The sequence below is a fragment of the bacterium genome, assembly GCA_024226335.1.
Taxonomy (GTDB): Bacteria; Myxococcota_A; UBA9160; order SZUA-336; family SZUA-336; genus JAAELY01.
Window position 1 is genome coordinate 42,589 of sequence record JAAELY010000105.1, and the last position, 23,392, is coordinate 65,980.

At 62.1% G+C, this 23,392-nt stretch carries 19 protein-coding genes and 1 tRNA gene; 10 read left to right on the top strand and 10 right to left on the bottom strand.

Annotated features, from left to right (window positions below; all coding sequences use genetic code 11):
* Positions 1 to 9: 9 nt before the first annotated feature.
* Positions 10 to 738: an SDR family oxidoreductase gene (locus tag GY725_04615; protein ID MCP4003459.1), complete on the bottom strand. Its 729-nt coding sequence runs from the start codon at positions 736 to 738 to the stop codon at positions 10 to 12.
* Complete coding sequence (locus GY725_04620; GenBank protein MCP4003460.1) at positions 738 to 1,337, bottom strand: 2-hydroxychromene-2-carboxylate isomerase; 600 nt, start codon at positions 1,335 to 1,337, stop codon at positions 738 to 740. Before GY725_04620 ends, GY725_04615 begins: the two co-directional genes overlap by 1 nt.
* Before the next feature lie 147 nt (positions 1,338 to 1,484).
* Here GY725_04620 and GY725_04625 point away from each other — a divergent pair, with 147 nt between their 5' ends.
* Positions 1,485 to 1,859 carry a hypothetical protein gene (locus GY725_04625; protein ID MCP4003461.1) on the top strand — a complete coding sequence of 125 codons (375 nt, stop codon included), beginning with the start codon at positions 1,485 to 1,487 and terminating at the stop codon, positions 1,857 to 1,859.
* A 29-nt stretch (positions 1,860 to 1,888) separates the two neighbouring features.
* Here GY725_04625 and GY725_04630 read toward each other — a convergent pair whose 3' ends face one another.
* Together GY725_04630 and GY725_04635 are read right to left on the bottom strand one after the other, a co-directional pair.
* Positions 1,889 to 2,767, bottom strand: coding sequence for an SDR family NAD(P)-dependent oxidoreductase (locus GY725_04630; GenBank protein ID MCP4003462.1), 879 nt, complete (start codon positions 2,765 to 2,767; stop codon positions 1,889 to 1,891).
* Between the two features lie 193 nt (positions 2,768 to 2,960).
* Complete coding sequence (locus tag GY725_04635) at positions 2,961 to 3,617, bottom strand: hypothetical protein (GenBank protein MCP4003463.1); 657 nt, start codon at positions 3,615 to 3,617, stop codon at positions 2,961 to 2,963.
* Positions 3,618 to 3,824: 207 nt separating this feature from the next.
* Here GY725_04635 and GY725_04640 point away from each other — a divergent pair, with 207 nt between their 5' ends.
* Positions 3,825 to 5,801, top strand: coding sequence for an ATP-binding protein (locus tag GY725_04640; GenBank protein ID MCP4003464.1), 1,977 nt, complete (start codon positions 3,825 to 3,827; stop codon positions 5,799 to 5,801).
* Positions 5,802 to 5,824: 23 nt separating this feature from the next.
* Here GY725_04640 and GY725_04645 read toward each other — a convergent pair.
* Positions 5,825 to 5,914 (bottom strand) — tRNA-Ser (locus tag GY725_04645).
* Positions 5,915 to 5,924: 10 nt separating this feature from the next.
* Complete coding sequence (locus GY725_04650; protein ID MCP4003465.1) at positions 5,925 to 10,658, bottom strand: NAD-glutamate dehydrogenase; 4,734 nt, start codon at positions 10,656 to 10,658, stop codon at positions 5,925 to 5,927.
* 163 nt (positions 10,659 to 10,821) lie between these two features.
* Between GY725_04650 and GY725_04655 the strand changes: the two genes are divergently transcribed.
* Positions 10,822 to 11,763 (top strand): hypothetical protein, encoded by a 942-nt coding sequence (locus GY725_04655; GenBank protein MCP4003466.1) that lies wholly within the window; start codon positions 10,822 to 10,824, stop codon positions 11,761 to 11,763.
* A complete protein-coding gene (locus GY725_04660) occupies positions 11,763 to 12,467 on the top strand; it encodes a hypothetical protein (protein ID MCP4003467.1) in 705 nt (234 codons plus the stop codon). Before GY725_04655 ends, GY725_04660 begins: the two co-directional genes overlap by 1 nt.
* Before the next feature lie 12 nt (positions 12,468 to 12,479).
* On the opposite strand, the gene ilvE is transcribed toward GY725_04660, so the two are convergent.
* The 4 genes from ilvE to GY725_04680 form a co-directional block, all read right to left on the bottom strand.
* Positions 12,480 to 13,334 carry a branched-chain-amino-acid transaminase gene (gene ilvE / locus GY725_04665; protein MCP4003468.1) on the bottom strand — a complete coding sequence of 285 codons (855 nt, stop codon included), beginning with the start codon at positions 13,332 to 13,334 and terminating at the stop codon, positions 12,480 to 12,482.
* Positions 13,331 to 14,095: an IclR family transcriptional regulator gene (locus GY725_04670; GenBank protein MCP4003469.1), complete on the bottom strand. Its 765-nt coding sequence runs from the start codon at positions 14,093 to 14,095 to the stop codon at positions 13,331 to 13,333. The genes ilvE and GY725_04670 overlap by 4 nt, the downstream gene beginning before the upstream one ends.
* Positions 14,096 to 14,216: 121 nt before the next feature.
* Positions 14,217 to 14,828, bottom strand: a complete 612-nt coding sequence (locus tag GY725_04675; protein MCP4003470.1) for a class I SAM-dependent methyltransferase — start codon at positions 14,826 to 14,828, stop codon at positions 14,217 to 14,219.
* Between the two features lie 22 nt (positions 14,829 to 14,850).
* Positions 14,851 to 16,110 (bottom strand): hypothetical protein, encoded by a 1,260-nt coding sequence (locus tag GY725_04680; GenBank protein MCP4003471.1) that lies wholly within the window; start codon positions 16,108 to 16,110, stop codon positions 14,851 to 14,853.
* A gap of 429 nt (positions 16,111 to 16,539) precedes the next feature.
* Here GY725_04680 and GY725_04685 point away from each other — a divergent pair, with 429 nt between their 5' ends.
* The 6 genes from GY725_04685 (at position 16,540) to purU (ending at position 23,246) form a co-directional block, all read left to right on the top strand.
* Positions 16,540 to 17,334, top strand: a complete 795-nt coding sequence (locus GY725_04685; GenBank protein MCP4003472.1) for a sulfite exporter TauE/SafE family protein — start codon at positions 16,540 to 16,542, stop codon at positions 17,332 to 17,334.
* A gap of 25 nt (positions 17,335 to 17,359) precedes the next feature.
* Positions 17,360 to 19,450, top strand: a complete 2,091-nt coding sequence (locus GY725_04690; protein MCP4003473.1) for a bifunctional aldolase/short-chain dehydrogenase — start codon at positions 17,360 to 17,362, stop codon at positions 19,448 to 19,450.
* A gap of 9 nt (positions 19,451 to 19,459) precedes the next feature.
* Positions 19,460 to 20,809 (top strand): spore maturation protein, encoded by a 1,350-nt coding sequence (locus GY725_04695; protein ID MCP4003474.1) that lies wholly within the window; start codon positions 19,460 to 19,462, stop codon positions 20,807 to 20,809.
* A 158-nt stretch (positions 20,810 to 20,967) separates the two neighbouring features.
* Complete coding sequence (locus GY725_04700) at positions 20,968 to 21,519, top strand: TIGR04211 family SH3 domain-containing protein (GenBank protein ID MCP4003475.1); 552 nt, start codon at positions 20,968 to 20,970, stop codon at positions 21,517 to 21,519.
* 3 nt (positions 21,520 to 21,522) lie between these two features.
* Positions 21,523 to 22,395, top strand: coding sequence for an ATP-binding protein (locus GY725_04705; GenBank protein ID MCP4003476.1), 873 nt, complete (start codon positions 21,523 to 21,525; stop codon positions 22,393 to 22,395).
* Positions 22,392 to 23,246, top strand: coding sequence for a formyltetrahydrofolate deformylase (purU, locus tag GY725_04710; GenBank protein ID MCP4003477.1), 855 nt, complete (start codon positions 22,392 to 22,394; stop codon positions 23,244 to 23,246). Before GY725_04705 ends, purU begins: the two co-directional genes overlap by 4 nt.
* Positions 23,247 to 23,392 lie beyond the last annotated feature (146 nt).

The following is a 23,392-nucleotide window of genomic DNA, read 5'->3' on the forward strand; positions in this document are numbered from 1 at the left end:
GGTTTCACCCTACCAGGGCTCGACCCAGGGGCGCAGGTCGAGTTCATGAGTCCAGGCGCTGCGCGGTTGTTTGTGCAGCATCCAGTAGTTCTCCGCGATGTCATCGGGTCGAAGCAGGCCATCATCGGGTCGAGACTCCGCGAGTTGCGGGAAATTCTCTCGGATCCAGGGCATGTCGATTGGTCCGTCGATGATCGTATGTGCCACGTGGATGCCTTCGGGTCCGAGTTCTCGGGCCATGCTCTGAGCGAGCGCGCGAAGCGCGTGCTTGGCACCTGCGAATCCCGCAAGCCCCGTTCGCCCACGCAGACTTGCAGTCGCGCCCGTGAATAGGATCGTTCCCTTCCCGCGGGGCGTCATGCACCGAGCGGCCTCGCGGCCCAGCAGGAATCCCGAGAAACAGGCCATCTCCCAGATCTTGTAATACTTGCGGGTGGTCATCTCGCGAATCGGAATATTCACGTTCGCACCGATGTTATGTACGGCGATTTCGATCGGGCCGATCTCGTTCTCGACGCGTTCGAAAAGCCCGACGACCTCGTCTTCTTTTCGCGCGTCGACGCCCAGAGGAGTGACGCGCCCACCCGCAGATTCGATCTCGCGGACCAGTTCACTCAGCTGGTCCGCCTTGCGCCGGACAGCGCACACGTGAAAGCCCTCTCGCGCGAAGCGTCGCGAGATCGCACCGCCCAGACCATCACCCGCTCCCAGGATCACTGCTGCCTTCTGATCGGCCATCAGCCTTGTTTCCGGGCGGCCTTTTCCACGAACATGAGTCGATCTGCGCCGAAGAACATTTCATCGCCGACGAAGAACGTCGGGGCGCCGAACGCGCCGCGTTCCACCGCTTCTTCGGTATTGCTGCGCAACTCGTTCTTGATCTCGGCCTCGCTCGAACGCTCGAGCAGTCGCTTGGCATCGAGCCCGGCCCGATCGAGTACACCGGCGATGACTTCGGGATCGCCCATGTTCTGACCGTCGACCCAGAAAGCGGGGTAGACGGCCCCGTGGAACTCCTGGAACACGCCTTCGTGTTGAGCTGCCACACACGTGCGCATGGCCAGAAGCGTGTTGATCGGAAAATTCGGATTGCTGTTGAACGGCACCCCGTAGTGTTCCACCCAGCGTCGGGTCTCTGCACCGAAGTAGCGGAGCTTATTCTGCACCGTTTCCATGGCTGGAGACTGGTTCCCCGTGGCCTTGAACACGCCACCCAGAAGCATGGGCCGGTATTTGATCGCGGCACCCGTGCGTTCGCACAGGTCGGCCAGTTGGGTGTCCGCCAGATAGCTGTACGGACTTCCATAGTCGAAGAAGAACTCGATCCTGGGGGACATGGGGGCCTCGAATGGGTGATTGGGTGAATGGACGCAATGAACTCGTCAACCATATTCCCGACGAGCGAGGATTTCAATTTCGACGAAATCCGGTTCGCGTCAGCGGCTCGTGTTCCAGACTCGCCAGCCTCGCGGTATGCTTGCTCGATGGCCGAACTTCCGCCTCCACTGAGCCGTCAGGAACTCACGAGATTCCACAAGACCTTGTCGAACTGGGGCCGCTGGGGTGAGAAGGATCAGCTGGGAATGCTGAATCTGATCACCCGAAGCAAACGAGTCGACGCGGCCCTTGGCTGCGACGGAGTAACCGACGTAATCCCATCGCGTGTCCCGGAAGTTCGCCTGCCGATCCACTCTATCGCGATTCCGATCCTGGGACTGCATCTGATCGACAATCTGCAGCTCGACGATCTGGCTCGGGTCTGTCGAGAGGAAGAGCGCATAGAATTCCAGCTGACCATCGCACCTCTGGTACTCGAACGCGGCACTGCATCGCCCGTCAACCCGATCGCACTCTTCTAGTTTTCGGGAATGGGTTTTCCCGCGGCAGGTCAGTCGCTGGTCGGAAGTTTCAGGTCTTCCATGCCCGGCGGTGGTACCCCGATCGGGTCCTTGCCTTCGACGATGTTCTGCATACGGCTCTCGATCATATTCATCCAGTGTGGATGGGTCTGGACGTAGAAGCTCTCGTTGCGAATCGCATCCACCACGATGGATCCGACTTCAATGGGATCCAGTCCCTTGGCGAGCATGCCCTCGACGATCTTGCGCATCAGCGCAAGCTGTTCAGTCTCCTCACTCGGGGCCGGGCGAGGTGCTTCGGGACGGTTGCGCTCCGACTCGAGGATGCGCGTATTCACCCAGCCGGGACACAGAACCGATACCTTGATCTTCGAGTCGCGATTCCCCAGCTCGTTGAACAGGCTTTCCGACAGCGCGACGACCGCGTGCTTGGTAACGCCGTAGATACCGGATCCCTGTACGAGACCCGCGATCGAAGCCGTGTTGACCACGTGTCCTTCGTCGCCTTGTTCGATCATGAGCGGCAGGAAACTGCGTACACCGTGAACGACTCCCCAGAGGTTCACGCCCATGACCCATTCCCACTCGCCCAGTGGCTGCTCCCAGCTTGTGCTTCCGCCTGAACCTGCGACACCCGCGTTATTGCACAAGACGTGTACGGCCCCGTAGGCATCGAGGGTCCGCCCGGCCAGCGCTTCGACTGATTCGGGCTTCGACACATCGCACTCGACGCCGATCGCTTCAAATCCCTTCGCAGTGAAATCGGCGACTGCTTCATCCAGAGGAGCGCGCTCGACGTCGGCCAGCACGAGCTTCATGCCCTGTGCAGCCAACTGGTTCGCAATGCCCTTGCCGATTCCACTCGCGCCACCAGTTACGACCGCGACGCGGCCTTCAAAACTCTTCATGTCGATGCCTCTACTCGGGAGATCTGGGATTTCCAATTCCGGAAAATGACTTTCGGGGTGCCGGGTCCACCGCAGTCTGGATTCGCATCATACCCGTTTCCCGATGGAACAACGGACGATCTCGGACCGCGGAGGGCGCAAGCCAGTCTTCGGAGTCCTGCAGCACTTCTATCGCGAGTGAAGCCGGCCCAGCTCAGCGAAGGTCATGCGGATGCAGGGGCTGGGCCAGGCCGAGGATTGGACACACTCCCAAACCCGTACTCAGCTGGAACACCGACAAACCGGACTTGCGAAACGCCATCGTCGCTCGCCCGCTGGCCATCATCTGTATGCAGACATCGGTTGCGGGAACGACTGCTACCAGATCGTGTCCGAGCCAGCCCAGTTGTCGGGCCAGTGGAAAGCGGCCGCGCGCCATGATCACGTCCGCATCGCGGTGCACGATGTGAAACGCGATGTTCGGTCGCGGGTTTGGCCTGGAGGCCACGAGCGGACTGTCATCGATGAGCGGTCTGGGGCCAGCATCGCGCAGCCGAACCAGCGAGAGGCTGCCGACGGGTGTGCAACGCCCCGCGGCACCTTCCAGATGACCCAACGGACTTCCCGGGTAATAGGCGACGGGTGACCGATCCTCTGACAGCGCCCGACAAATCCGTGTCGGAGGCAGGTAGAAGCCAGTCGGCCCATCGGCTGTCTGGAATGTGACTTCCAGATAGCCGCCGCGCGGCTGAGACGAGATCGCGAAGACCCTGTCCGGTTCTCGAAGGCCGATACATGCGAGCATTCCCCAGGCGAGTGTGGCCAGGAGCGCAGCCTGGCGAGCTGAGTACGGAATTCGCAGTCGACTCATCCGGCCATTCTACGCTGGCGGCTACGTGCGTTCATGACTCGGGATGTGTGTATGCGGACGTAGATCAAGATTGCTCGACGGGTGCCGATCTCCTCATTGGCGACTGTGTCGCAGCTGCCGCCGTATCTCACGCAATCCCTCAACTTGCGCGATCGTACGGCCGAAGCGCCTTGAGGAATCGCACGAGAGCAACGTGAGGGGTCCAGAATGAAGCTCGAGAAGTTTCGCGTTACGAATTTCCGCAGCATCAAAGACAGCGGTTGGGTCGAAACAAGACATCGCACGATCCTGGTCGGACGCAACGAAAGCGGCAAGAGCAATATTCTGCTGGCTCTGCGCACGTTGAAGGCTTCGAGCATCGTCGAGCCTCTCTCGCTCATCTGTGACTTTCCGGCCGACGTACCTCGCTCGCAATACAAACCCAGCATGGACGTGATTCGGACCGTCTGGTCGTTGAGCGATACGGAACGCGAAGAACTCACACGAATCTTCCCCAGAGGTCGCAACCTCGAGACGGTGGAAGTCGGGCGGGGGTACGAACAGGATGCCTGGGTGCATTTTGAGGGGCTGTCCGAGGAGCCGGAACCACTGCCCGCATCTCCTGCGCCCGTCGCGGCCACAGCGGATTTCAATTCCGGATCGACGATGAATCCAGTCGGAATGCCCGGGGAGGAATCAGCTCCGGAAACCGGTAGCGCCGTCGCTGCCGAGGCGACCATGGACGAACTGCTGAGCAAGATGCACGGTCACACAGCAGGCGTGACCAACGATCTGCTCAGCGGCGGCTCTGCTATGCAGACGTTCTCACAGTCCGAAGAAGCGAGCGCTGATCTCGATGGTGGCGACTCTGACAAAGTGGCGCGCGAGTGGGTCCTTTCACACCTGCCGTCGTTTTCCTTTCTGGAAGAGTATCCAGACATCAATGGACACCAGAACCTCACGGCTTTCATGGACCGGCAGACCAGCAAGACTCCGTTTCCCGGCGATGAGTACTTCGAAAAGCTGCTGATTGCCGCTGAGATCGATCCCCACGGCCTCGATCAGTTGCTGACCGCCGATCCCAATGCGCGCCGCCAGCAGATGAGCCTGGCCGGAAGCGTCATCACCCGAAAGATGCGCGAACTCTGGTCGGATCGCGCGCTGAAAATCCGCTTCGATCTGGACGGAGACAACTTCCACACAATGGTTTCGGATCCGAACTCCATTTACGACGTGGAGATCAATCTCGGTGCTCGCAGTCGCGGTTTCCGCTGGTTCTTTTCTTTCTACGTGTGCGCAGCAGCGGATTCGAAGACGGGAGTGAATACCAATAGGATCATGTTGCTCGACGAACCGGGTATGCATCTGCACCCGCTGGGACAGCGCGATCTTCTCGATCATCTGGCGAATGACTTCGAGAACCAGGTGCTCGTAACCACCCAATCGCCCTTCATGGTGCCAGCCGACAATCTCGCCGAGGTGCGGACCGTCAGCATCAGCGAGGATCGAGGTACGACCGTCAGCAATAACCTGTCCGGTGATCAGAAGACCGTTTTTCCCGTCATGCACGCCCTGGGCGCGGAGGTTTCCTCCAAGCTCCTGGACGGCGGCTGCGGTCTCGTGGTCGCGGAGGTCTCGGACCTTTGGTACCTGCGCGGAATCTCGAACCTGATTCGCGAGCGCGGTGGAACGGGGCTGCCCAGCAAGCTCGCGATCTATCCCGCCGGGGGAACGACCGAGGTTCTGTACATGATGGCGCTCCTGTCGCCGAAAATGGGCGGTGCGCTCGTACTGCGATCAGAGCATCCTTGCCCCGATCTATTGAAGGACCCGACTACGGCGGGCCTGATCCCGGACAATAACGTCATCTTCATCGGGGACCCCGGTAGCAACACTCCCGGCTTCAGCGCTGAAGTCGAGGATCTGCTCGAGCCGGGCATCTACGACCAGCTTGTGCGCAACGCCTACAAGGCCGACCTCCGGGGCCGGGAGATGGTCATCGACGATTCCGAGCCGTACATCGTGCGGCGCTATCAGAACGCGCTCGAAGAGCACGGGCTGGAATTCTCGCGCGAGAAGGTCGCGCGGGTCTTCCTGCGCGCCATGTCACAGAGCCCCGAGGCCGTGGTCCCCGAGGCCAGTCGAGAGCGCTTCGAGACCCTGTTCAGGGCAATCCGCTCCAAGTACGAGGCCCTGAGCGGCTAATAACGGCGCCTCCGCCGAGATCCTGGCGGAGAGAGGGGGATTCGAACCCCCGGAGGGCGTGAACCCTCAACGGTTTTCGAGACCGCCCCGTTCAACCACTCCGGCATCTCTCCGCCGCGCAAGCTAGCACAGGCGGCGAATCTGCTGCGAGAGGACAACCAGCGGAGCCAGGGCGCAGCCTTCGGCCTCGATCAGCGAGATCGCATCCTCGATCTGTCGCAGGCGGCCCTGGATCGACTGCTCAAACGCCGCGGGTTCGCCTCCGTCGATCAGCCCGGCCGTGAGCCCGCTCTGCGTCTCCAGCATCTCCAGATACAGGGCTTCGGCGCACATGCGCGTCCAGCCGTCGCCCAGATCGATCCCGGTCAGGTGCTCGAGCAACCAGCTGATCCGGGTGATTTCCCCGACGTGTGAGTGGAGTTGTACCGTTTCCTGCAGGTCAGCGCCGCTTTGCATCGCCAACGAGACGGCCTCGAAGCAGCGCACCACGCCTGGCAGGACTTCGATCGAATGGGCGAGACCAGCCTCCAGGCCGCGCTGAACCAGCGAATCCGACTTGGATTCCAGGAGTGTTGCATCGCTGGTCGAGAGGCAATCGGGCACCAGCCCCAGAAGCTCGCGGGTGTGCTCGACCCACTGCGGCAGATTCTCCTGTTTGAGCAGGTCGCGTCGCTCGAGCCCGAGACAGACCGTCGTTGCGAGCCGCATCGCCTCCTCCAGCCGAAGCCAGGCGCGCAATCGCAGACCTTCGGGCAGTTGCAGCGCTTCGATCTGCTCGCGCAGAGGCTCGGCACCCAGGATCGTATCGGCCAGATGGTAGGCCGCGATCACCTCTGCTGGATCCACACTGAGACTGCGCACGAGTTCGGGAATCAAGGTGACTCCGGCCCGATCGATCACGCGATTGGTCAAAACGGTAGCGGTGATCTCCCGACGCAACGGGTGCGCATCGACTTCTTCACCCATGTGTTCGCGCAATTTCCCGGGAAAATACTCGTAGAAGGTTCTGGTCAGGATTTCGCGATCGGGTACTTCCGACGCCACGAGCGCCCGCTTCGAGAGCATCTTCGTGTAACCGAGCAAGACCGCGAGTTCGGGTCGTGTATAGGCGGCTCGTGTGCGGGACTGAGTCGCGCGGGTACGCATTGTGTCGCGATCGGGCAGGAACTCGATTGCCAGATCGAGATCGGCGTTCTCGACCAGGAAGTCGCTCGCGAGGGCTATGCGCTCCGGGTCTCGCCAGCTGCGCACCTGGTCCATCGATAGGCAACGGCTTTGCCAGAGGCTGTGCTCCAGCACCACGCGATCCGCGTCTTTCACGCAACTCGATAGGATCTCGTTGCGCTCTTCGAGACTCATACGACCCTCTCCACAGCTGCGTGCTACGAGGATCTTGAAATTGACTTCGTGGTCCGACAGGTCGACGCCACCGGAATTGTCGATCGCGTCAGTGTTCACACGCCCACCGCACGAGGCGTACTCGACCCGGGCCAACTGAGTGAAGCCGAGATTGCCACCTTCGCCGACGACCCGCGCACGCAGTTCGCAGGCATTGATTCGCACATTTTCATTCGCGCGATCTCCAACGTCGGCATCTGACTCTGCGGAGGCCTTTACATAAGTTCCGATCCCACCATTCCAGAGCAGATCGACAGGCATCTTGAGGATGGCGCGGATCAGCTCATCTCCGCTCATGTGCTCATCGCTCACGTCCAGCACCTGACGCACTTCGGGCGAAAGCTCGATGCTGCGCGCGTTGCGCGAGTAGATTCCTCCACCCGCGCTGATCAGTCCAGAGTCGTAGTCCTGCCATGTCGACCGCGGTAGTTCGAACAGGCGTTTGCGCTCCGCCCAGGAGGTCTCTGGATCGGGGTCGGGATCCAGGAAGATGTGCATGTGGTTGAACGCCGCCTGCAGCTTTCCGCGACGTGCGAATAGAAGACCGTTTCCAAAAACGTCCCCTGACATGTCACCGACGCCGGCCACCGTGAAGGTTTCTTTCTCGACGTCCGTCTCCATCTCCAGGAAATGACGCTGAGCGCAGATCCATGCACCCCAGGCAGTGATGCCTTCCACCTTGTGGTCATAGCCACTGCTGCCTCCACTGGCGAAGGCGTCGCCTAGCCAGAAATCCAGCTCTTCGGCGACGCCATTGGCCACATCGGAAAGATGAGCAGTGCCCTTGTCGGCAGCCACGACGAGGTACGGATCGTCGCCGTCGTGGCGTACCACGTTATCCGGCCCTCGCGCTTCGCCGGCAACGATGTTGTCGGTCAGGAGCAGTAGCCGCCTCGTGAAGCGTCGGTACTGACGATCGGCGTGTGCGCGTGCCTCCGCCGGATCGTCAAAGCTGCGCCGCAACGCGAAACCACCTTTTGAGCCCACGGGTACGATCAGGCCGTTCTTGACCATCTGAGTCTTCATCAGACCCAATACCTCTGTTCGCACATCGTGCAGTCGGTCGCTCCAGCGCAGTCCGCCGCGGGCAACTCGCCCGCCTCGCAGATGTACGCCGAAGAATTCCGTGGAGTGCACGAAGATTTCCGCAAACGGTCGGGGTCGCGGCATGGAATCGATCTGTGAACTGTCGATCTTGAAGGCGAGCTCATGCACCTGGTCGGCTTCGCACTCCTGGTAGAACGAGTGTCTCGCGGTGGCATGCACCAACATCGATAGCAACGAGAAGACTCCATCTTCAGCTGCGGTCCCGATTTCTCCTCGTTCGCGCTCCAGTTCCTCGTCCCAGTGCTGGAACCCAGCATCTCGCGAGTCGCCGAACGAGGGATCGAAACGTGTCACGAAGAGTTCTGCGAGTGCGCGGGTGGCTTTGGGGTAACGGGCCAGTACTTGTGCCGCGTACTTCTTGGTTGGACCGAGGCCTAGTTGTGCTGCGAAGGCCAGGTACGCGCGCAGCATGTCGATGAGTTGCCAATCGAGTCCCACTGAGAGTATCAGCCGATTGAGCGCGTCGTTTTCTACCTGCCCGCGGAAGACCGTGCATAATCCGTCGAGCACCCGAGCCTCGGCGTCCAGGCGATCTTCCTCTTCGACGCCGAGGCCTTCGAGGCGAAACGTGACGATCCAGCGAGTCGAACCGTCCGCACAGGGGATCGGCGTAAGGGATGCATCGATCGCGCGCAGATCCAGGTGATCGAGTACCGGCAGCAGATCGGTCAGGTAGGGCCGATCGTTCTGGAAGAGCTTCAGCCGGTAGCGTTCGGAATCGCCCTCCGCCTCGTGCCACTCCATACGCAGGTCTGCAACGCCAGTGTGGCTGACGCGTTCCAGACAGTCGATATCGCGCGCTGCCTCGGACGGGTGCGTAGCTGCCCGGTACTCCTCAGGAAGAGCTTCGCAGTAGGACTGGATCAGACGACGGCTCTCGCTGGCTTCGTGCATCTCGAACAGGGCCTGTTCGAAACGCTCTTCCCAACTCGTGACCCGAGAAGCGGCTTCGCCTTCTAAACCCTCGAGCAATTCCAGGTCGACATCTTCTGGACAGGTGCAGAAGAAGTGGATCAGCGCGACTTCATCGTCGAGAAAGGAGGAGCGATGGTCGACGAAACCTGCGCCATAGCTCTCGGTCATCAGTGATTCGAGTTCGATACGCAGGTGCTCATCGTAGAGCGGTCGCGGCAAGATGACCGAAACGAAAAACGATGAGTTCAGTGGATCGGGAACGACCAGTGTCTCGACCTGTCGATGGTCTGCGGAGTTCAGGATCCGGCGTACTGCTCTCGTAGTGTCAGCGATGTCGGCGGGGAAAAGAAACTCGATCGGAAGAGCATCGAACGCCTCGGTCGCCGCCTTGTATGTATGCGAACCTGGCTCTGCTTCGATGTTCTCGAGAACGCGTTGCCGTCGCTGTTCGAGCAGTGGCACCTGTGACGGACGCGTGCGAATCGCCAGATGCGTCAACAGGCCGACGAATCGAGCGAAACCGGTCACCTGGCCTTGATCGTCGAAAATCTTGATGCTGACGCTGTCCAGTCGGCCGTTTCGGTGAATACGCGACTCGGTGCGCGCCTTGTCCAAAAATACGAAGCGCGGATCAGCCAATCGCGTGCGCACGAGGACGGGCAGTGTGTCACCGCTCGTCACATTGGCGAAACGAGATCCTTCGCCAGAGCGCAGTACGCCCAGGCCAGAGTCTTCGTCCAGTTCAACTTGCCAGCTGTCCTGTTGACGGCGCGCGTGATAGCTGCGGTAGCCGAAGAACACGAAGTTGTCACGACCGAGCCATTCCAGGAAAGCGGCGATATTGGCGGTCCGCTCAGCACCCCCCTCTACGTGATCGGATATGGCCTGGATGTCAGTCACGTGGTGGCGAAGTCGTTCCAGCATCGACTGGTGATCGCTGACGACGCTTCGCGCTTCGGAGATGACCTCTTCGAGTTCGGATCGCAGGACTTCGCGACGTGCCTGATCGTCGATCAGCGGAAGCTCTGCGTATACGAAAGACTCGCGTGTCTGAGTTACGTCAGTTCGGCCGCAACGCGCGATGCTTCCATCTTCATCTCGCTCGACCGCGAGCAGGGGATGCAGTAGCAGTTTCTCGCGCAATCCGAGCCGCTCCAGGGCGAGTCGGATCGTGTCGACCAGGAACGGCTGATCAGCAACCAGAACCTCTACGACGCTACGTCCCTGGCGGCGTCCGCCCGGTGCCGATACGCGGACCTTGATCTGGCCGGGGCAAAGGCTCTCGGCGAAGGACGCTGCATCTTCAGCCATCTCGTGCAGGCTGCCATCCGAGCGCACGCGCAATTCTCGCACGCTGAGCGCGGATTCGAATCCTCTGAGCAGCAGGAAGTGCAACTCCTGCTTGTACGATCCGGAAGCGTCCTGGGAGCCATTCATGGAAGGGGCACCTAATTGAGTGGGGTGTACTCCCGTCGTATCGGTGAGAAGCCGTAGAAAAGGTGAGTGGAATGCCATCGACGCATGCACCCAGATAAGGCCGGGAGCGCCAGCTCAATCTCTGGCCGAGACCGAGAGCCGTCTTCCGGTGTAGTCTGCGTTTATGACACTGCGAATCGCTCTCTTTGGTCAGGCTCAGTTTGGTCTCGATTGTCTCAGCGGACTGCTAGAAGCGGGTCACGAAGTGGTTGGTGTTTTTGCTCCGCCCGAAGCTGGCCGGCCCGACCCACTGGCGGAGCGTGCGAGTGAACTCGGCATTCCACTGGTTCGCCGGCGCTACTACCGCAAGAAGACAGGAGCGGCCATACCCGCCGCACTCGAGGCGTATCGCGAGCTCGATGCTCAGTTGAACGTGCTCGCCTCCGTGCAGGTTTTTCTGCCGCCGGAGATCGTGGACGCACCGGTTCACAAGAGTCTCTGCTTCCACCCCTCCTTGTTGCCGAAGTACCGGGGCGGTGCTGCCATGCAGTGGCAGATCATCGAAGGTGTCGAAGAAACCGGCGTCTCGATTTTCGTACCCGATCAAGGTGCGGACACGGGACCGATCGTCGTGCAACACGGCGGGATTGCGCTCGACCCGAATGAAACTACGGGCACGCTCTTCTTCAAGAAGCTCCACCCCGCCGGTGTGGCCGCCACGCTCGAAGCGGTACGACGGGTCGATTCGGGTACGGCTGAGCCGCAGAAACAGGACGAGGGCCAGGCCAGTGAGCAGCCGATGGTCGACGACGAGGTAGCGGCCATCGACCTGAAAAGACCGGCGATCGAGATTGATCGGCTCGTGCGCGCTTGCGATCCCCAGCCGGGAGCCTTCTTGCGCCAAAAAGCCGAGATCGTGCGTCTGTTCGATGTGTCGCTCATAGCGGAGGAAGCGGGTTCGCCCGGCAGCCTCGTGTCCGTGAGCGAGTCTGGAATGCGGATCGCACTCGTGGGTGGAACCTTGTGCGTGGGCCGTGTGCGCGCGGACGGGAAAAAGGAAGCAGCGCAGGAATGGATCGCGCGTGTCGGTTTGAAACCCGGAGATCGCTTCGAGAGCGGAGCTTGATGTCGCGACCCCTGGAAGTCGAACTTGCGGCCAGGGGTTTCAATATCACGGGCTCACTGCCACGCGAACTCTACGACTCGATCGCGCCTCCCGCGTGGCGGGCATCCGAGATCTCTCCAGACATCTGTTCGGTATTGATCGTCGGTCACGCTGGCCGAGGCTTCTGGGAGCGCTTTCGCGTCTCGCCGGAAGCGGAACTGGATGAAGATCCGCTCGATCGCTTTGCACAGCGGAGTTTCGTCGAAATCCGCCGCGATTTTCCTGCGGTGATCGACATCGCTTCCTACACCGCGAAGCGGGATGGCGCGTACCTGCCGCTGCAGAAGCTCGGTTCGCGCGCCGGTTTTGGCACGCCTGGCCGACTGGGTCTCTTGATCCACCCCGAGTTTGGTCCCTGGCTGGCGATGCGCGCGGTGTTCTTCCTGAGTGAGGAAACTCCTCGTTCTGGATCCGGAGATTCCGGCCACAGCGACTTCGAGCCCTGCGTCGACTGCCCGGCCCCGTGTGCAACGGCCTGCCACGGAGGCGCCATTTCCGCCAACGGTATCGACCTGTGGGTGTGTACGCGCAGCAAGACCTCGCATCCCCCCTGTACACGCGGGTGTGATGCTCGCCGGGCCTGCGTCGTTGGTTCCCGCTACGCCTATGGTGACGAACAGCTCGAGCACCACTCGATGCTCCCGTGGATCAGGTCGAAAGACTGAACCGAGCCGAATTCAAATTCTTTCCACGAGTTCGTCGAACGCAGCCATGAGCTTGCTGGTGACCGGACCCGGCACCTCGGTACCGATGTCCTGAGAGTCGAAGCTGCGCACGGGTACAATGCGGGCGCCCGTGCCCGTCAGGAAGATCTCGTCTGCGCTCAGCAGGTCCATGCGCGACAGCGACTGCTCATGTGCGGGAATTCCCAGTCCACCGGCCAGTTCGATCACGGTCTCGCGCGTGATGCCTTCCAGCGCACCGTCGCAGGTCGGCGGTGTGCGCAGGGCTCCTTTGCGATGGATGAAGATGTTCGCGACCGTCGCTTCCGCCACCAGCCCGGCGGCGTTCAAGAGCAGTCCTTCGTCGGCGCCGCGAAGTTTCGCCTCGCGTTTGGCCATGACGCTGTTCAGGTAGTTCAAGCTCTTGACCCGGGGGTCGAGTGCGTCGAGTGCAGGCCGGCGCAGACTCGATGTGACCAGTGTCAGACCCTGGGCCAGGTGCTCGGGATCGTATAGCTCTGCATCACAGCAGATACAGATCAGTCGCGGTTCCGGACAACGCGTGGGGTCGACACCGATCGTACCGTCACCGCGGGTGAGCAATAGACGGATGTAGGACTCGTGGCTGCCAAAGGCCGCCGCCGTTTCGTGTACGACTGCACGCACCCGATCGATTCCACCGGGGATCGCGAGTCCGATTGCACTCGCGGAAAACTGCAGACGCGCTAGATGCCGATCCAGACGAAAGACCTTGCCCCCATACACGCGGATTCCCTCGAATACACCGTCTCCGTAGAGCAGCCCGTGATCCGTGACGGGGATGTGCGCCTCTTCGGGGCCGACGATGCGACCGTCGATCCAGATCTTCATTGTTCGTTTCCTCCATTCTCACCCGGTCCACCCGCGAGGCGTTCGCCAATCTGCCGTGCAGCGCGTGAGATCTGCTCGCGGATTCGTGCACGCTGCGCTGGTTCGAAGCGCGCGCTCGGTCCCGTGACCGCGATCGCGCCCGCGATGCGTTCGCGCAGACGGATCGGTGCTGCGACACCGGAGAGACCTTCGATCCACTCATCGTGGTTCTCGGCCAGGGCTTCGGCGCGAATCGTCGCGAGTTCGCGTTCGAGCGCCGTGGGCGAAAGAGTCGCGTCGGTGAAACGCTGGGCCGCGGCGCCGGGGTCGGTGACCTGTTCAGGAGCGAACGCCATGTACAGCTTGCCGATCGCGGTCGCGTGCACTGGAATGCGTTCGCCAACGCGCGGTGCGGCGCGCAGGAAGCCGCTGCCCTCGCGCTTGGCCAACACGTACAGGCGCGAACCGCGCGCGCCCGCCAGGAAGATGGTCTGCTCCAGTGTTTCGGCCAGCTCTTCCATCACCGGCTCGGCGGCGCTGACGACTGGTTCCCGTTCCAGGATGCCGACCCCCAGCGCGACCAGGGCGATGCCGGGTCGATAGCGCCCGTCCGCGCTGCGCTCGACCATGCCGCGTCGTCCCAGCGCCGCAAGAAGGCGATGGGCGGTCGCCTTGGGCAGATCCAGAGCCCGCCCGATCTCGCTCACCCCCCGGGGTGCACCGGCGCTGTGGAGATGCTGGAGGATGTCGAGGGCCTTCTCGACGGTGCCCAGTGCGCTCACAGGAGCGACTTTCGGGATGTTTCATATAGTGGAACGATGTTCCTCATATCGAAACAATCATACCGCGAGCACAGCTCACCTACAAGCGGGTATCCCGCGGCGACCGGGTGAGAGATCCCGTCTAATGACCGGCGACACCCCGGTACATGGATCCCAGGATTCGCGGTGTCTTTTCGCGCTCGAAGCGCTCCAGGTGCTGCAGCCGAAAGCCCGATTTCTCGATCACTGCGTCGATGGCACGGTTCAGATTGCAGCCGCAGCCGATGACCTTCTGGATCGGGTTGAGGCGATCCTGCCAGCGCGCGACGGCGTCGTCGTCGCTGCGGCCGTGCTCGACAAAGAGCATCTGGCCTTCCGGTTTCAGCACGCGTCGCATTTCCAGCAGCGCAGCGACCGGGTCGGGAATCGTGCACAGCGTCCAGGTAACGGCGACCGTGTCGAAACGGGCGTCATCGTAGGGTAGGTGCCGATCGGCCGGAAGCGCGTGGCGCTCTACAGGAAAACCCGCTGCCTCGATGCGTTTTTCAACCACCTCTTCCAGCGCATCCATCGGGTCGAGTGCGGACAATGATCCTACCGTATCGGGGTAGTACTTCAGATTCAGTCCCGTTCCGAAGCCGATCTCCAGCACGTCGCCGCGAGCCAGTGCCAGCGTTTCGGCGCGCAGGTCATTCATGCCCCGCATCGCGGCGTCGAGGATGTGCGGGAAGATGCGTCGTTCGTAGAATCCCATGCGGGAATTCTATCAGTTTTCGCTATTCCGCTTCCTCGCGCGAACGCATCTCGAGTCCGATCACCGCGGCGGTAAATCCGTCGCTGCCGTTACTCAGACGAGGGTCTCCGCTCAGTGCGTCGTAGAACTCGTGAAAGCCCTGTGCGAGGGCCAGGTCCTCGATCTGTTCGCGTGCGGTGCGCGCGTCGCTGGTCCGATCGGCTCGCAAGAGCGCCAGGTGTGCCCAGCCGTGAGAAAGCGGAGAAATCGCATTGCCGCGCCACGGGATCTCGCTGGCGGCTGCATCGGCGTCGTCGCTGTCGCTCGCGATCGGGTTGTACGAGATGCCGTGCTTGCCCCAGAGAGGCGAAGCGCTCGGTCTCAGGTAGCGCCCCATCGCGCGCCGTGCGCTGCCCTCCTGTTGCAGGAGCCTGGAGGCCATCGGAATCAGGCCACCGGCGGTAACGACACGCAGACCGGTGTCGCGCTGGCGATCGAACCCGCTGTAGATCTCTTCCTGATCCCACCACAGTCGGTTGGCAATTCCGTTGGCGATCATCTCGCTGCGAATGCGCATCTTCTGTTCGGTCGCGCCATCTCCCAGCTTCTTCCACGCCAGTGACGCCTCTTCGAGCGCGATCAGAAGCCAGCCGCAGAAGGTCGGGTCCTCGACCACGAACGGATGACCTGCGCGCAGTGCGCGCTCGGGATCGAGCTGACACGCGATGGCCGATCGCACGAGGTTCACCGCTTCATCGCGCCACTCTTCGAGGTCTTCCGCTTCGATCATCGAGTCGAACAACGGACTACCCGGAGCGCCGGACTCCAGGGGGTGCAAGATGACGGGCAGAGGTGTGTCGGGCGGGAGTCGCTCGCCCCAGATGGAGTCGAGGTGTCGCGTAGCGCACTCGAGCAGGTCGCGTGCCTGTTCGCCGCACTGCAGGGCGAACTGAGCGGCCACGAAGGCGGCGACCGGTGGACCGACCAGGGCAGAGCGCTCGTCATCGTAGATCGGGCCCAACTGGGCAATGCGCGCCTCGCGATCGTCATCGCTGCAAGCGCGCTCCAGTGCCAGTCGGCCATCGTCGTGCTGGCAGGCGGCATACAACGCGCGCAGTTCGTTCAGCGCGAGGTCGCGGTCCAGATGGAACAGCGCGAGCGCGTGGTGTGCACTCGCGTACGACGAGAGCAGCATCTGCGGCTCGGTGGATGCCAGATGGAAGCTCACACCGAAGGCTTCGGTGCGACGACGCTCCAGGAGCGTGCGGCATCGGCTCTCGAACTCCAAGGATTCCCCTTCCATTTCCAGCTCGAAAATTTCAACAGGCCGCCGCTGCGATGGCACGTCTCCGCGCTCTTACGGCGCGACCTGGTGGGATTTCCGGGCGCAGACACTCCGACTGGCAGAACGCCGCCGGAAAACAGTTTCGGACGTTTTGGTCCGGGATGCAGGTAATAGAAAACCCCGAGGGTGCTGCAACCGTCGGTGCGGTCGCCCGCTCAGTGACGGAGCGGAGCCTCGGGGTTCGGTGGTGCCTGGGCATCCAGGCTGTCCCACCTTTGGGATTCATGCGGACCTAGATGGTCACCACCTCTGTCACTGTGTTCGATAAATTCACGTTCTGACCACCTCCTTCCGCGGCGTATTCGACAGCGCGGGACCCAGATCCCGCTCCGGACTCCGCCCGCCCGATCGACGGAAGTTCCGGACCGATGCCCCACGTGAGGCGGAATGCACCGGTATACCTATACCGAGGGTATCGGTCGTCGATGGGCGGAGCAAGCGCCAATATCGAGCTATCCTACGGCGGTGGAAGCGCTCCTGACGCCCTCGATTCTCTTCGTCGCCGCTGTCGTACAGGGATTTCTGGGTTTTGGCTTCGGGATCATCGCCATGAGCGGCCTCAGTCTCACCGTAGGCGTCTGGTTTGCGGCCGGCGTGGTCAATCTGGCGGGTTTCGTCCAGACCTCGAGTGGCGCATGGGCGCTGCGGGATCACATTCGCTGGCCTCTGGTCCGCCGGGTCCTGATGGGTACGGTTTTCGGTGTGGCCACCGGACTGTGGCTGTTCCAACAGCTCGATCTGCGCCTGTTGCAGCGTCTGCTCGGCGTGGTGATCGTGGCCATAGCGGGCTGGAATCTGTCGCCGTGGCGTCCGAAACCCGCCGAATCGCCGCAATGGGACATACCGGCGGGAGCCATGTCGGGTTTGCTCAACGGCCTGTTCAACACCGGCGGGCCCCCGCTGGTCGCACACATCTACCGCTATCCCGGTTCGCCCGAATCGCTGAAGGCGACGCTGTACGTCCTTCTACTGTGTACGGTATCGATTCGCATACCCGGAGCCTGGTCACAGGGCATGTTTCCGTCGGAAGTCTGGCGAGCAGCGGCGCTATCGGTCGTGCCTGTTCTAGTCGGTTCACTTCTGGGCATTGCACTTGCCCGTCGCATTGATCCGATGCGCTTTCGTCGCCTGAGCTGGGTGGCGCTCGGCGGGTTGGGCTTCTGGATCGCCTACGTGAGCTGAGCGTCGATCCTGCTACGTTGTAGTCATGGAGAGCCGCTGGAACCAGACCGAAGCCGATGAATTTGTTGACCGGTTTTCTGCCGCGAGGAAGCTAGTCGCGCTGCGCGCCTACACCTCTCGTCTGATCGGTGCCGAGCCGGATCTCGTATTACACGGCGGTGGCAATACATCGGTCAAGGCGCGCGCACACGACCTGTTTGGCGACGAGATCGATGTACTGCACATCAAGGGCAGTGGTTGGGATCTGGGCGAAATCGAGCCCGCGGGACTGCCCGCCGTACAACTCGCGCCTCTCCTGGAACTTCGCCGTCTCGAAGAACTCTCCGATGAAGACATGGTCGCGCAGGTGCGCGCGAATCTCCTCGATCCGAGCGCGCCGAATCCCAGCGTCGAGACGCTCCTCCACGCATTTCTGCCGCATCGCTTCATCGATCACACTCACGCCGACGCAATCCTCGCGCTCACGAACCAGCCGGATGGCGAGACGCGAGTGCGCGCACTCTACGGGGACCGCATCGCCTGGGTTCCCTACGTGATGCCGGGTTTCGAACTCGCAATCCTCGCCGCGGAGATCTACGAGAAGCAGCCCGACATCGAGGGCCTGGTGCTCGAGAAGCACGGTCTGTTCACGTTTGGCGATGACGCCCGCACCAGTTACGAGCGCCACGTCGAACTCGTGGAACTGGCCGAGGCCATGATTCGGACGCAGATCGAGGGTCGTCGGATGCTCGACGCGCGCCCGGTCATGGCGATGCGCGACGTCGGCGAAGTGGCGCACGTATTGCGCGGCGCACTCGCGGAGCCCAGTGGCAATCCCGATCAACCCTGGAAGCGCTGGGTGGTCGAGCACCGATCGTCCGATGAAATCCTGCACCTCGCGGCTTCCGAGATTGCTCCATATCTGGCCACCGCGGCTCCGATCACGCCCGATCACGTGATTCGAACGAAGAGCGCCTATCTGTTCGTGGACCGGCCTCCTTATGCGAACCTCGACGCACTCGCCGAGCGCCTCGTACAGGAGATCGCCGCCTATCGCGAGGAATACCGCGAGTACTTCGAGCGCAACGTCGCAGCCAAGGGCGTCGAGCGCAGACCACTCGATTCCACGCCTCGCGTGGTGATCCTGCCCGGCCTCGGGCTTTTCGCAATCGGGGAAACTCGCAAAGCGGCCAGGATCGCTGCCGATATCGCCGAGCACACCGTGCGCACGCGCATCTGGGCGGCGAGTATCGGCCACTACGAAGGTCTGTCCGAAGGCGATCTGTTCGACATGGAGTACTGGAGTCTGGAACAGGCGAAGCTGGGCAATCGCAAGACGCTGCCCCTGGGCGGGCAGGTGGCGCTGGTGACCGGCGGCGCTGGGGCCATCGGCGAGGGCATTGCGCGCAAGCTGCTCGATGCGGGGGCGAATGTGGTGCTCGTGGATCTGAATGCCGACGGGCTCGAGGCGGTTGCAGCCCGGCTCGACTCCGATGCACTCGAGACCGTTCAGGCCGACGTCACTGATGAGGTCGATATGCGTGACGCGTTCCGCGCCGCGACGGAGCTCTTCGGCGGCGTCGATATCGCGGTGGTCAACGCGGGCGTGGCTCAGGTCGGCGCACTCGATCAACTGGAACTCCGCGACTTCGAACGCGCGGTCGGCGTCAATCTGAACGGCGCGTTCCTCACCTTGCGCGAAGCCATCGCGCACCTCAAGCGCCAGGGTACCGGCGGCAATATCGTGATGATCTCGACCAAGAACGTGTTTGCGCCGGGTGCGGAGTTCGGCGCGTACAGCGCGAGCAAGGCGGGCGGACATCAACTCGGACGAGTCGCGGCGCTCGAAGGCGCCGATGCGCAGATCCGCGTCAATATGGTCAACGCCGATGCGGTGTTTGGCGAAGGCGACAATCCGTCCGGTCTCTGGCAGACCGTGGGCCCGGGTCGCGCCGCGGCGCGAGGGCTGGAACCTTCCGAACTCGAAGACTTCTATCGCAATCGCAACCTGCTCAAGGCGCGCGTTACGGCCGAGCACGTTGGACAGGCTGTCGTATTCTTCGCGACGCAGCAGACACCCACGACCGGAGCGGTACTTCCCGTCGATGGGGGTCTGCCCGACGCGTTCCCCCGCTAACGAATCGAGATCACCCCATCCCCCCCGGATGGAGCCGTCAGCGTGTTGAACGGGATCTTCGTGTTTCTCGTCGCGGGCGCCGTGCTCTTCGCGGCCTGGCAGGGCAATACACATCTGCTCAACGAGGCCTGGCCGGAGTCAGCCAAGGCCGCGGTGAACATCTCCATCGGATTGATCGGGGCGATGGCCCTGTGGCTGGGCTTCATGCGCATCCTGCGCGATGCCGGACTGATGGCGTCGCTCGCGCGCGCTCTCGCACCGGTCATGCGCCGCCTGTTCCCAGAGATACCCGACGGTCATCCCGCTCTCAGCGCAATGATCATGAACATCACCGCCAATATGCTGGGCCTGGGCAACGCGGCCACGCCTTTCGGGTTGAAGGCGATGCAGGAACTCGACCGCCTGAATCCGATCAAGGGAGTCTCGACCAACTCCATGGCACTGTTTCTGGCGATGAACACCTCTGGCGTGGCGGTACTTCCGCTGGGCGTGATCGCGATCCGAGCGTCCATGGAGTCGAACAACGCCGGCGGCATCTTCTTTCCGTCACTCCTGGCCACGATCTGTTCGACGATCACGGCCGTCCTCGTGGCCAAGATGCTCGAGAAGCGCAAGGCGTTCGCGATGGAGAACTACGCGAATACAGAGCCCGAACCCGAGCAGGAAGCTTCTCTCTCCGATGGCATCAAGGGAATGGATGAAGCCGAGGAGATCGCCTCGATGCGCGTTCCCTTTGACCCCATTCGCTCGCTGGTCAGCGGGGCGATCGGCGCAGCACTTCTGCTCTTCCTCGCCCGCTTCGTCTGGAATCTGCCCGACCTGAGCTTCCTCGATACTTTCAAGACGGTGATCGACGCCTGGCTCCTGCCGCTCTTGATGGCGTCGATCGTGTTGTTGGGTTTCTGCAAACGCGTAAAAGTGTACGAGTCCTTCATCGCGGGCGCGCGGGAAGGTTTCGACATCGCGGTCATGATCATTCCGTTCCTGGTCGCGATTCTCGTCGCGGTGGGTCTGTTTCGCGCATCCGGTGGCCTCGACACCCTGACCGCCTGGGTTGCACCGATGACCTCGCTGATCGGTTTTCCCGCAGAAGCCCTGCCAATGGCGCTGATCCGTCCGCTCTCGGGTAGTGGGGCGATGGGGATCATGACGGAGACCATGAGTATTCACGGTCCCGACTCGTTTGTGGGCTTTCTGGTCTCGGTGATGAACGGCAGCACCGAGACGACCTTCTACGTGGTCGCGCTGTACTTCGGGAGCGTGCGAGTGCGCGCTGCACGGCACACGGTTGCAGCATGCCTGGCTGCAGACGGGGTCGGGATTGGCGCGGCCTTGTTCTGGTCGCGCCTCTTCTTCTGACCACAACCGAACAGTTGCGGGAAAAGGCCGGACCGCGTCCCCGTGAACGGCTATCATGCACAAGCGAGCGAGGCGCACTCAACGCGTTCGTCGGCTCGAGTTTTCCAAACGAAGCCAAGCCCTGGAATGGGCGTTGGCCACGCGCTAGAGAGTCCGCCGTGCGCAACCCCAGCACTCCTCACACACTCGCGATTGCAGCCCTGATCGGGCTCGGTCTCACTTGGCCGTTCCAAGTGGGTGCGGTTGCCTACATTCGCGACGAGATCCGCGTGAATATGCGCGCGGGTCCAGGCCTGGAGTTCAAGATCACCGAGCTTCTGACCTCGGGTGCCGAAGTAGCGAAACTCGGCGAGGAAGAGAAGTGGACGCGCGTGCGCTCGCCTCGAGGCAAAGAAGGCTGGGTGCCGAAGGGCTACGTGACCGGCGATCCGCCCGCGAGCGTCACTTTGCCGGTCGTGCAGGCGAAGCTCACCAAGATCACCGCGCAAGCGGAGGAGTTCGAGAAGAAGCTCGCGGAGCAGGCCAGCATCCTCCAGGAAATGGATGAGTTGCGCGAGAAGAACGCCTCGCTCGAGATCGAGGTCAACGAGCTCACCTGGTCCAGTGCCTGGAAGAGTCTGGCGACCGGCGCGCTGATCATCGTCTTCGGCATGATGGTCGGGCTTCTGATCCCGCGCGGATCCGGTACGCGCAATCGGCTCAAGCTGTGACGCGTGAGCGACGAGAGCTGGAATAGTCTGCGACCGAAGGCGGAGCGAGTGCTCGAGTTGGCGGAACGTCTGCTCGAGCAACGGGCGCCCGAGCCGATCGCACCCGACTCCGGCGATGTGTGGGCTTATCGCTGGCGTCAGGGCCGCCTGCGGCCGATCGCCAATCCCGATGTCTATCCGCTTGGCGGTTTGATCGGTGTCGAGCGTTCCGTAGCACGGCTCCGGGCCAATGCTGCAGCGTTCGTGCGCGGTGAGCCTGCGCTCGACGTTCTCCTGTACGGCGAGCGGGGAACCGGCAAGTCTTCGGCCGCGCGCGGCCTGCTCGGGGAATTCGGTCCCAAGGATCTGCGGCTGGTCGAAGTACGACGGGACGATCTCATGGAACTGCCCGATCTGTTTGCCGTGCTGCGGGAACGCGAAGAGAAGATGGCGCTGTTCTGCGACGACCTGAGCTTCGAGGAGGGCGATGCCTCGTACAAGCAACTCAAGGCTGTGCTCGATGGTGGTCTCGAAGCTCGTCCGCCAAACGTCATACTCATGGCGACTTCGAATCGGCGACATCTCCTACCGGAGCACATGTCCGAGAATCTCGCGAGTGAGTACGGACCCGAGGGTGAGCTCCATCCGGCAGAGGCCACCGAAGAGAAGATCTCACTCTCCGATCGCTTTGGCCTGCTCTTGCCGTTCTTCGCCTTCGACCAGGAAACCTACCTGCGTATCGTCGACCATCATGCGGCGGAGTTGGGGATCGACGTGCCGAGAGAAGACCTGCACGCGCGAGCACTGCGCTTCGCACTGCAGCGCTCGACGCGTAGCGGCCGCACTGCACGTCAGGCTTGCATAGCAATTTCACAGGACATCGGAGCAGGCAGATGAGCGCGACTGCGACACTTTCGGTTTCCTGCCCCGACCGCAAAGGACTCGTTGCTGCTCTATCGGCGCTCTTGTACGACCACGGCGCGAGCATCCTGCAGGCGCAGCAACACACGGACCCCGCCGACGGCTGGTTCTTTCAGCGCATCCGCTTTGATCTGGACGGACTCGATATTTCGCGCGAACAGCTCGAAGAACTCCTGCGCATCGAATGCGGTCGCTACGAGATGACCTGGCAACTCTCGTTCTCGGATCGCAGCAAGCGCATGGCGATTTTCGTTTCGAAATTCGAACACTGCCTCTACGATCTGCTACTGCGCCATCGACTCGGCGAGTTGCCCTGCGAGATTCCGCTGATCGTCTCGAATCACCCGGACCTCGAGAACGTGGCGGAACAGTTTGGCGTCCCGTACCACGTCTTTCCGATCGCAAAGCAGACGAAAAAGGACCAGGAACTCAAAGAGATCGATCTGCTCAAGCGGGAGAACATCGATCTCGTGGTACTCGCCCGTTATATGCAGGTGCTCTCGGACACCTTCATCAACGAGTTCCCGCGCCGGGTGATCAACATCCACCACAGCACGCTGCCGGCGTTCATGGGCGCCAAGCCCTACCACCAGGCCTACGAACGGGGCGTGAAGCTGATCGGCGCAACGGCGCACTACGCGACGCCCGAACTCGACGAGGGGCCGATCATCGCGCAGGAAGTCGAATCCTGTTCCCACCGTGACACCGTCGGGGACATGATCCGCAAAGGCCGCGACGCCGAACGCATGGCCCTGGCGCGCGCCGTCCGCTGGCATCTCGAGGACCGCATTCTCGCCCACGGCCACAAGACCGTAGTCTTCGCCTAGAGAACCTCTGCACAGGGAGGATTCGAGCGAGAAGCGGGAGTCGCCGCCTGAGCAAGAAGCGTGATCCGATCGCAGATCCGTAGATCTGCAGAGGGTCGCGCGACGCAGCGCAGGCGGATGCATCGCGCTTCGCAGCCGCAGCCTCC

Excerpts from the sequence above, each read along its gene's own strand:
- GY725_04650 (MCP4003465.1), bottom strand. The coding sequence starts at position 10,658 with ATGAATGGCTCCCAGGACGCTTCCGGATCGTACAAGCAGGAGTTGCAC.
- GY725_04685 (MCP4003472.1), top strand. The coding sequence starts at position 16,540 with ATGCACCGGTATACCTATACCGAGGGTATCGGTCGTCGATGGGCGGAG.
- GY725_04690 (MCP4003473.1), top strand. The coding sequence starts at position 17,360 with ATGGAGAGCCGCTGGAACCAGACCGAAGCCGATGAATTTGTTGACCGG.
- ilvE (MCP4003468.1), bottom strand. The coding sequence starts at position 13,334 with ATGAAGATCTGGATCGACGGTCGCATCGTCGGCCCCGAAGAGGCGCAC.
- GY725_04625 (MCP4003461.1), top strand. The coding sequence starts at position 1,485 with ATGGCCGAACTTCCGCCTCCACTGAGCCGTCAGGAACTCACGAGATTC.
- GY725_04660 (MCP4003467.1), top strand. The coding sequence starts at position 11,763 with ATGTCGCGACCCCTGGAAGTCGAACTTGCGGCCAGGGGTTTCAATATC.
- GY725_04680 (MCP4003471.1), bottom strand. The coding sequence starts at position 16,110 with ATGGAAGGGGAATCCTTGGAGTTCGAGAGCCGATGCCGCACGCTCCTG.
- GY725_04640 (MCP4003464.1), top strand. The coding sequence starts at position 3,825 with ATGAAGCTCGAGAAGTTTCGCGTTACGAATTTCCGCAGCATCAAAGAC.
- GY725_04615 (MCP4003459.1), bottom strand. The coding sequence starts at position 738 with ATGGCCGATCAGAAGGCAGCAGTGATCCTGGGAGCGGGTGATGGTCTG.
- GY725_04655 (MCP4003466.1), top strand. The coding sequence starts at position 10,822 with ATGACACTGCGAATCGCTCTCTTTGGTCAGGCTCAGTTTGGTCTCGAT.
- GY725_04620 (MCP4003460.1), bottom strand. The coding sequence starts at position 1,337 with ATGTCCCCCAGGATCGAGTTCTTCTTCGACTATGGAAGTCCGTACAGC.
- GY725_04675 (MCP4003470.1), bottom strand. The coding sequence starts at position 14,828 with ATGGGATTCTACGAACGACGCATCTTCCCGCACATCCTCGACGCCGCG.
- GY725_04630 (MCP4003462.1), bottom strand. The coding sequence starts at position 2,767 with ATGAAGAGTTTTGAAGGCCGCGTCGCGGTCGTAACTGGTGGCGCGAGT.
- GY725_04635 (MCP4003463.1), bottom strand. The coding sequence starts at position 3,617 with ATGAGTCGACTGCGAATTCCGTACTCAGCTCGCCAGGCTGCGCTCCTG.
- purU (MCP4003477.1), top strand. The coding sequence starts at position 22,392 with ATGAGCGCGACTGCGACACTTTCGGTTTCCTGCCCCGACCGCAAAGGA.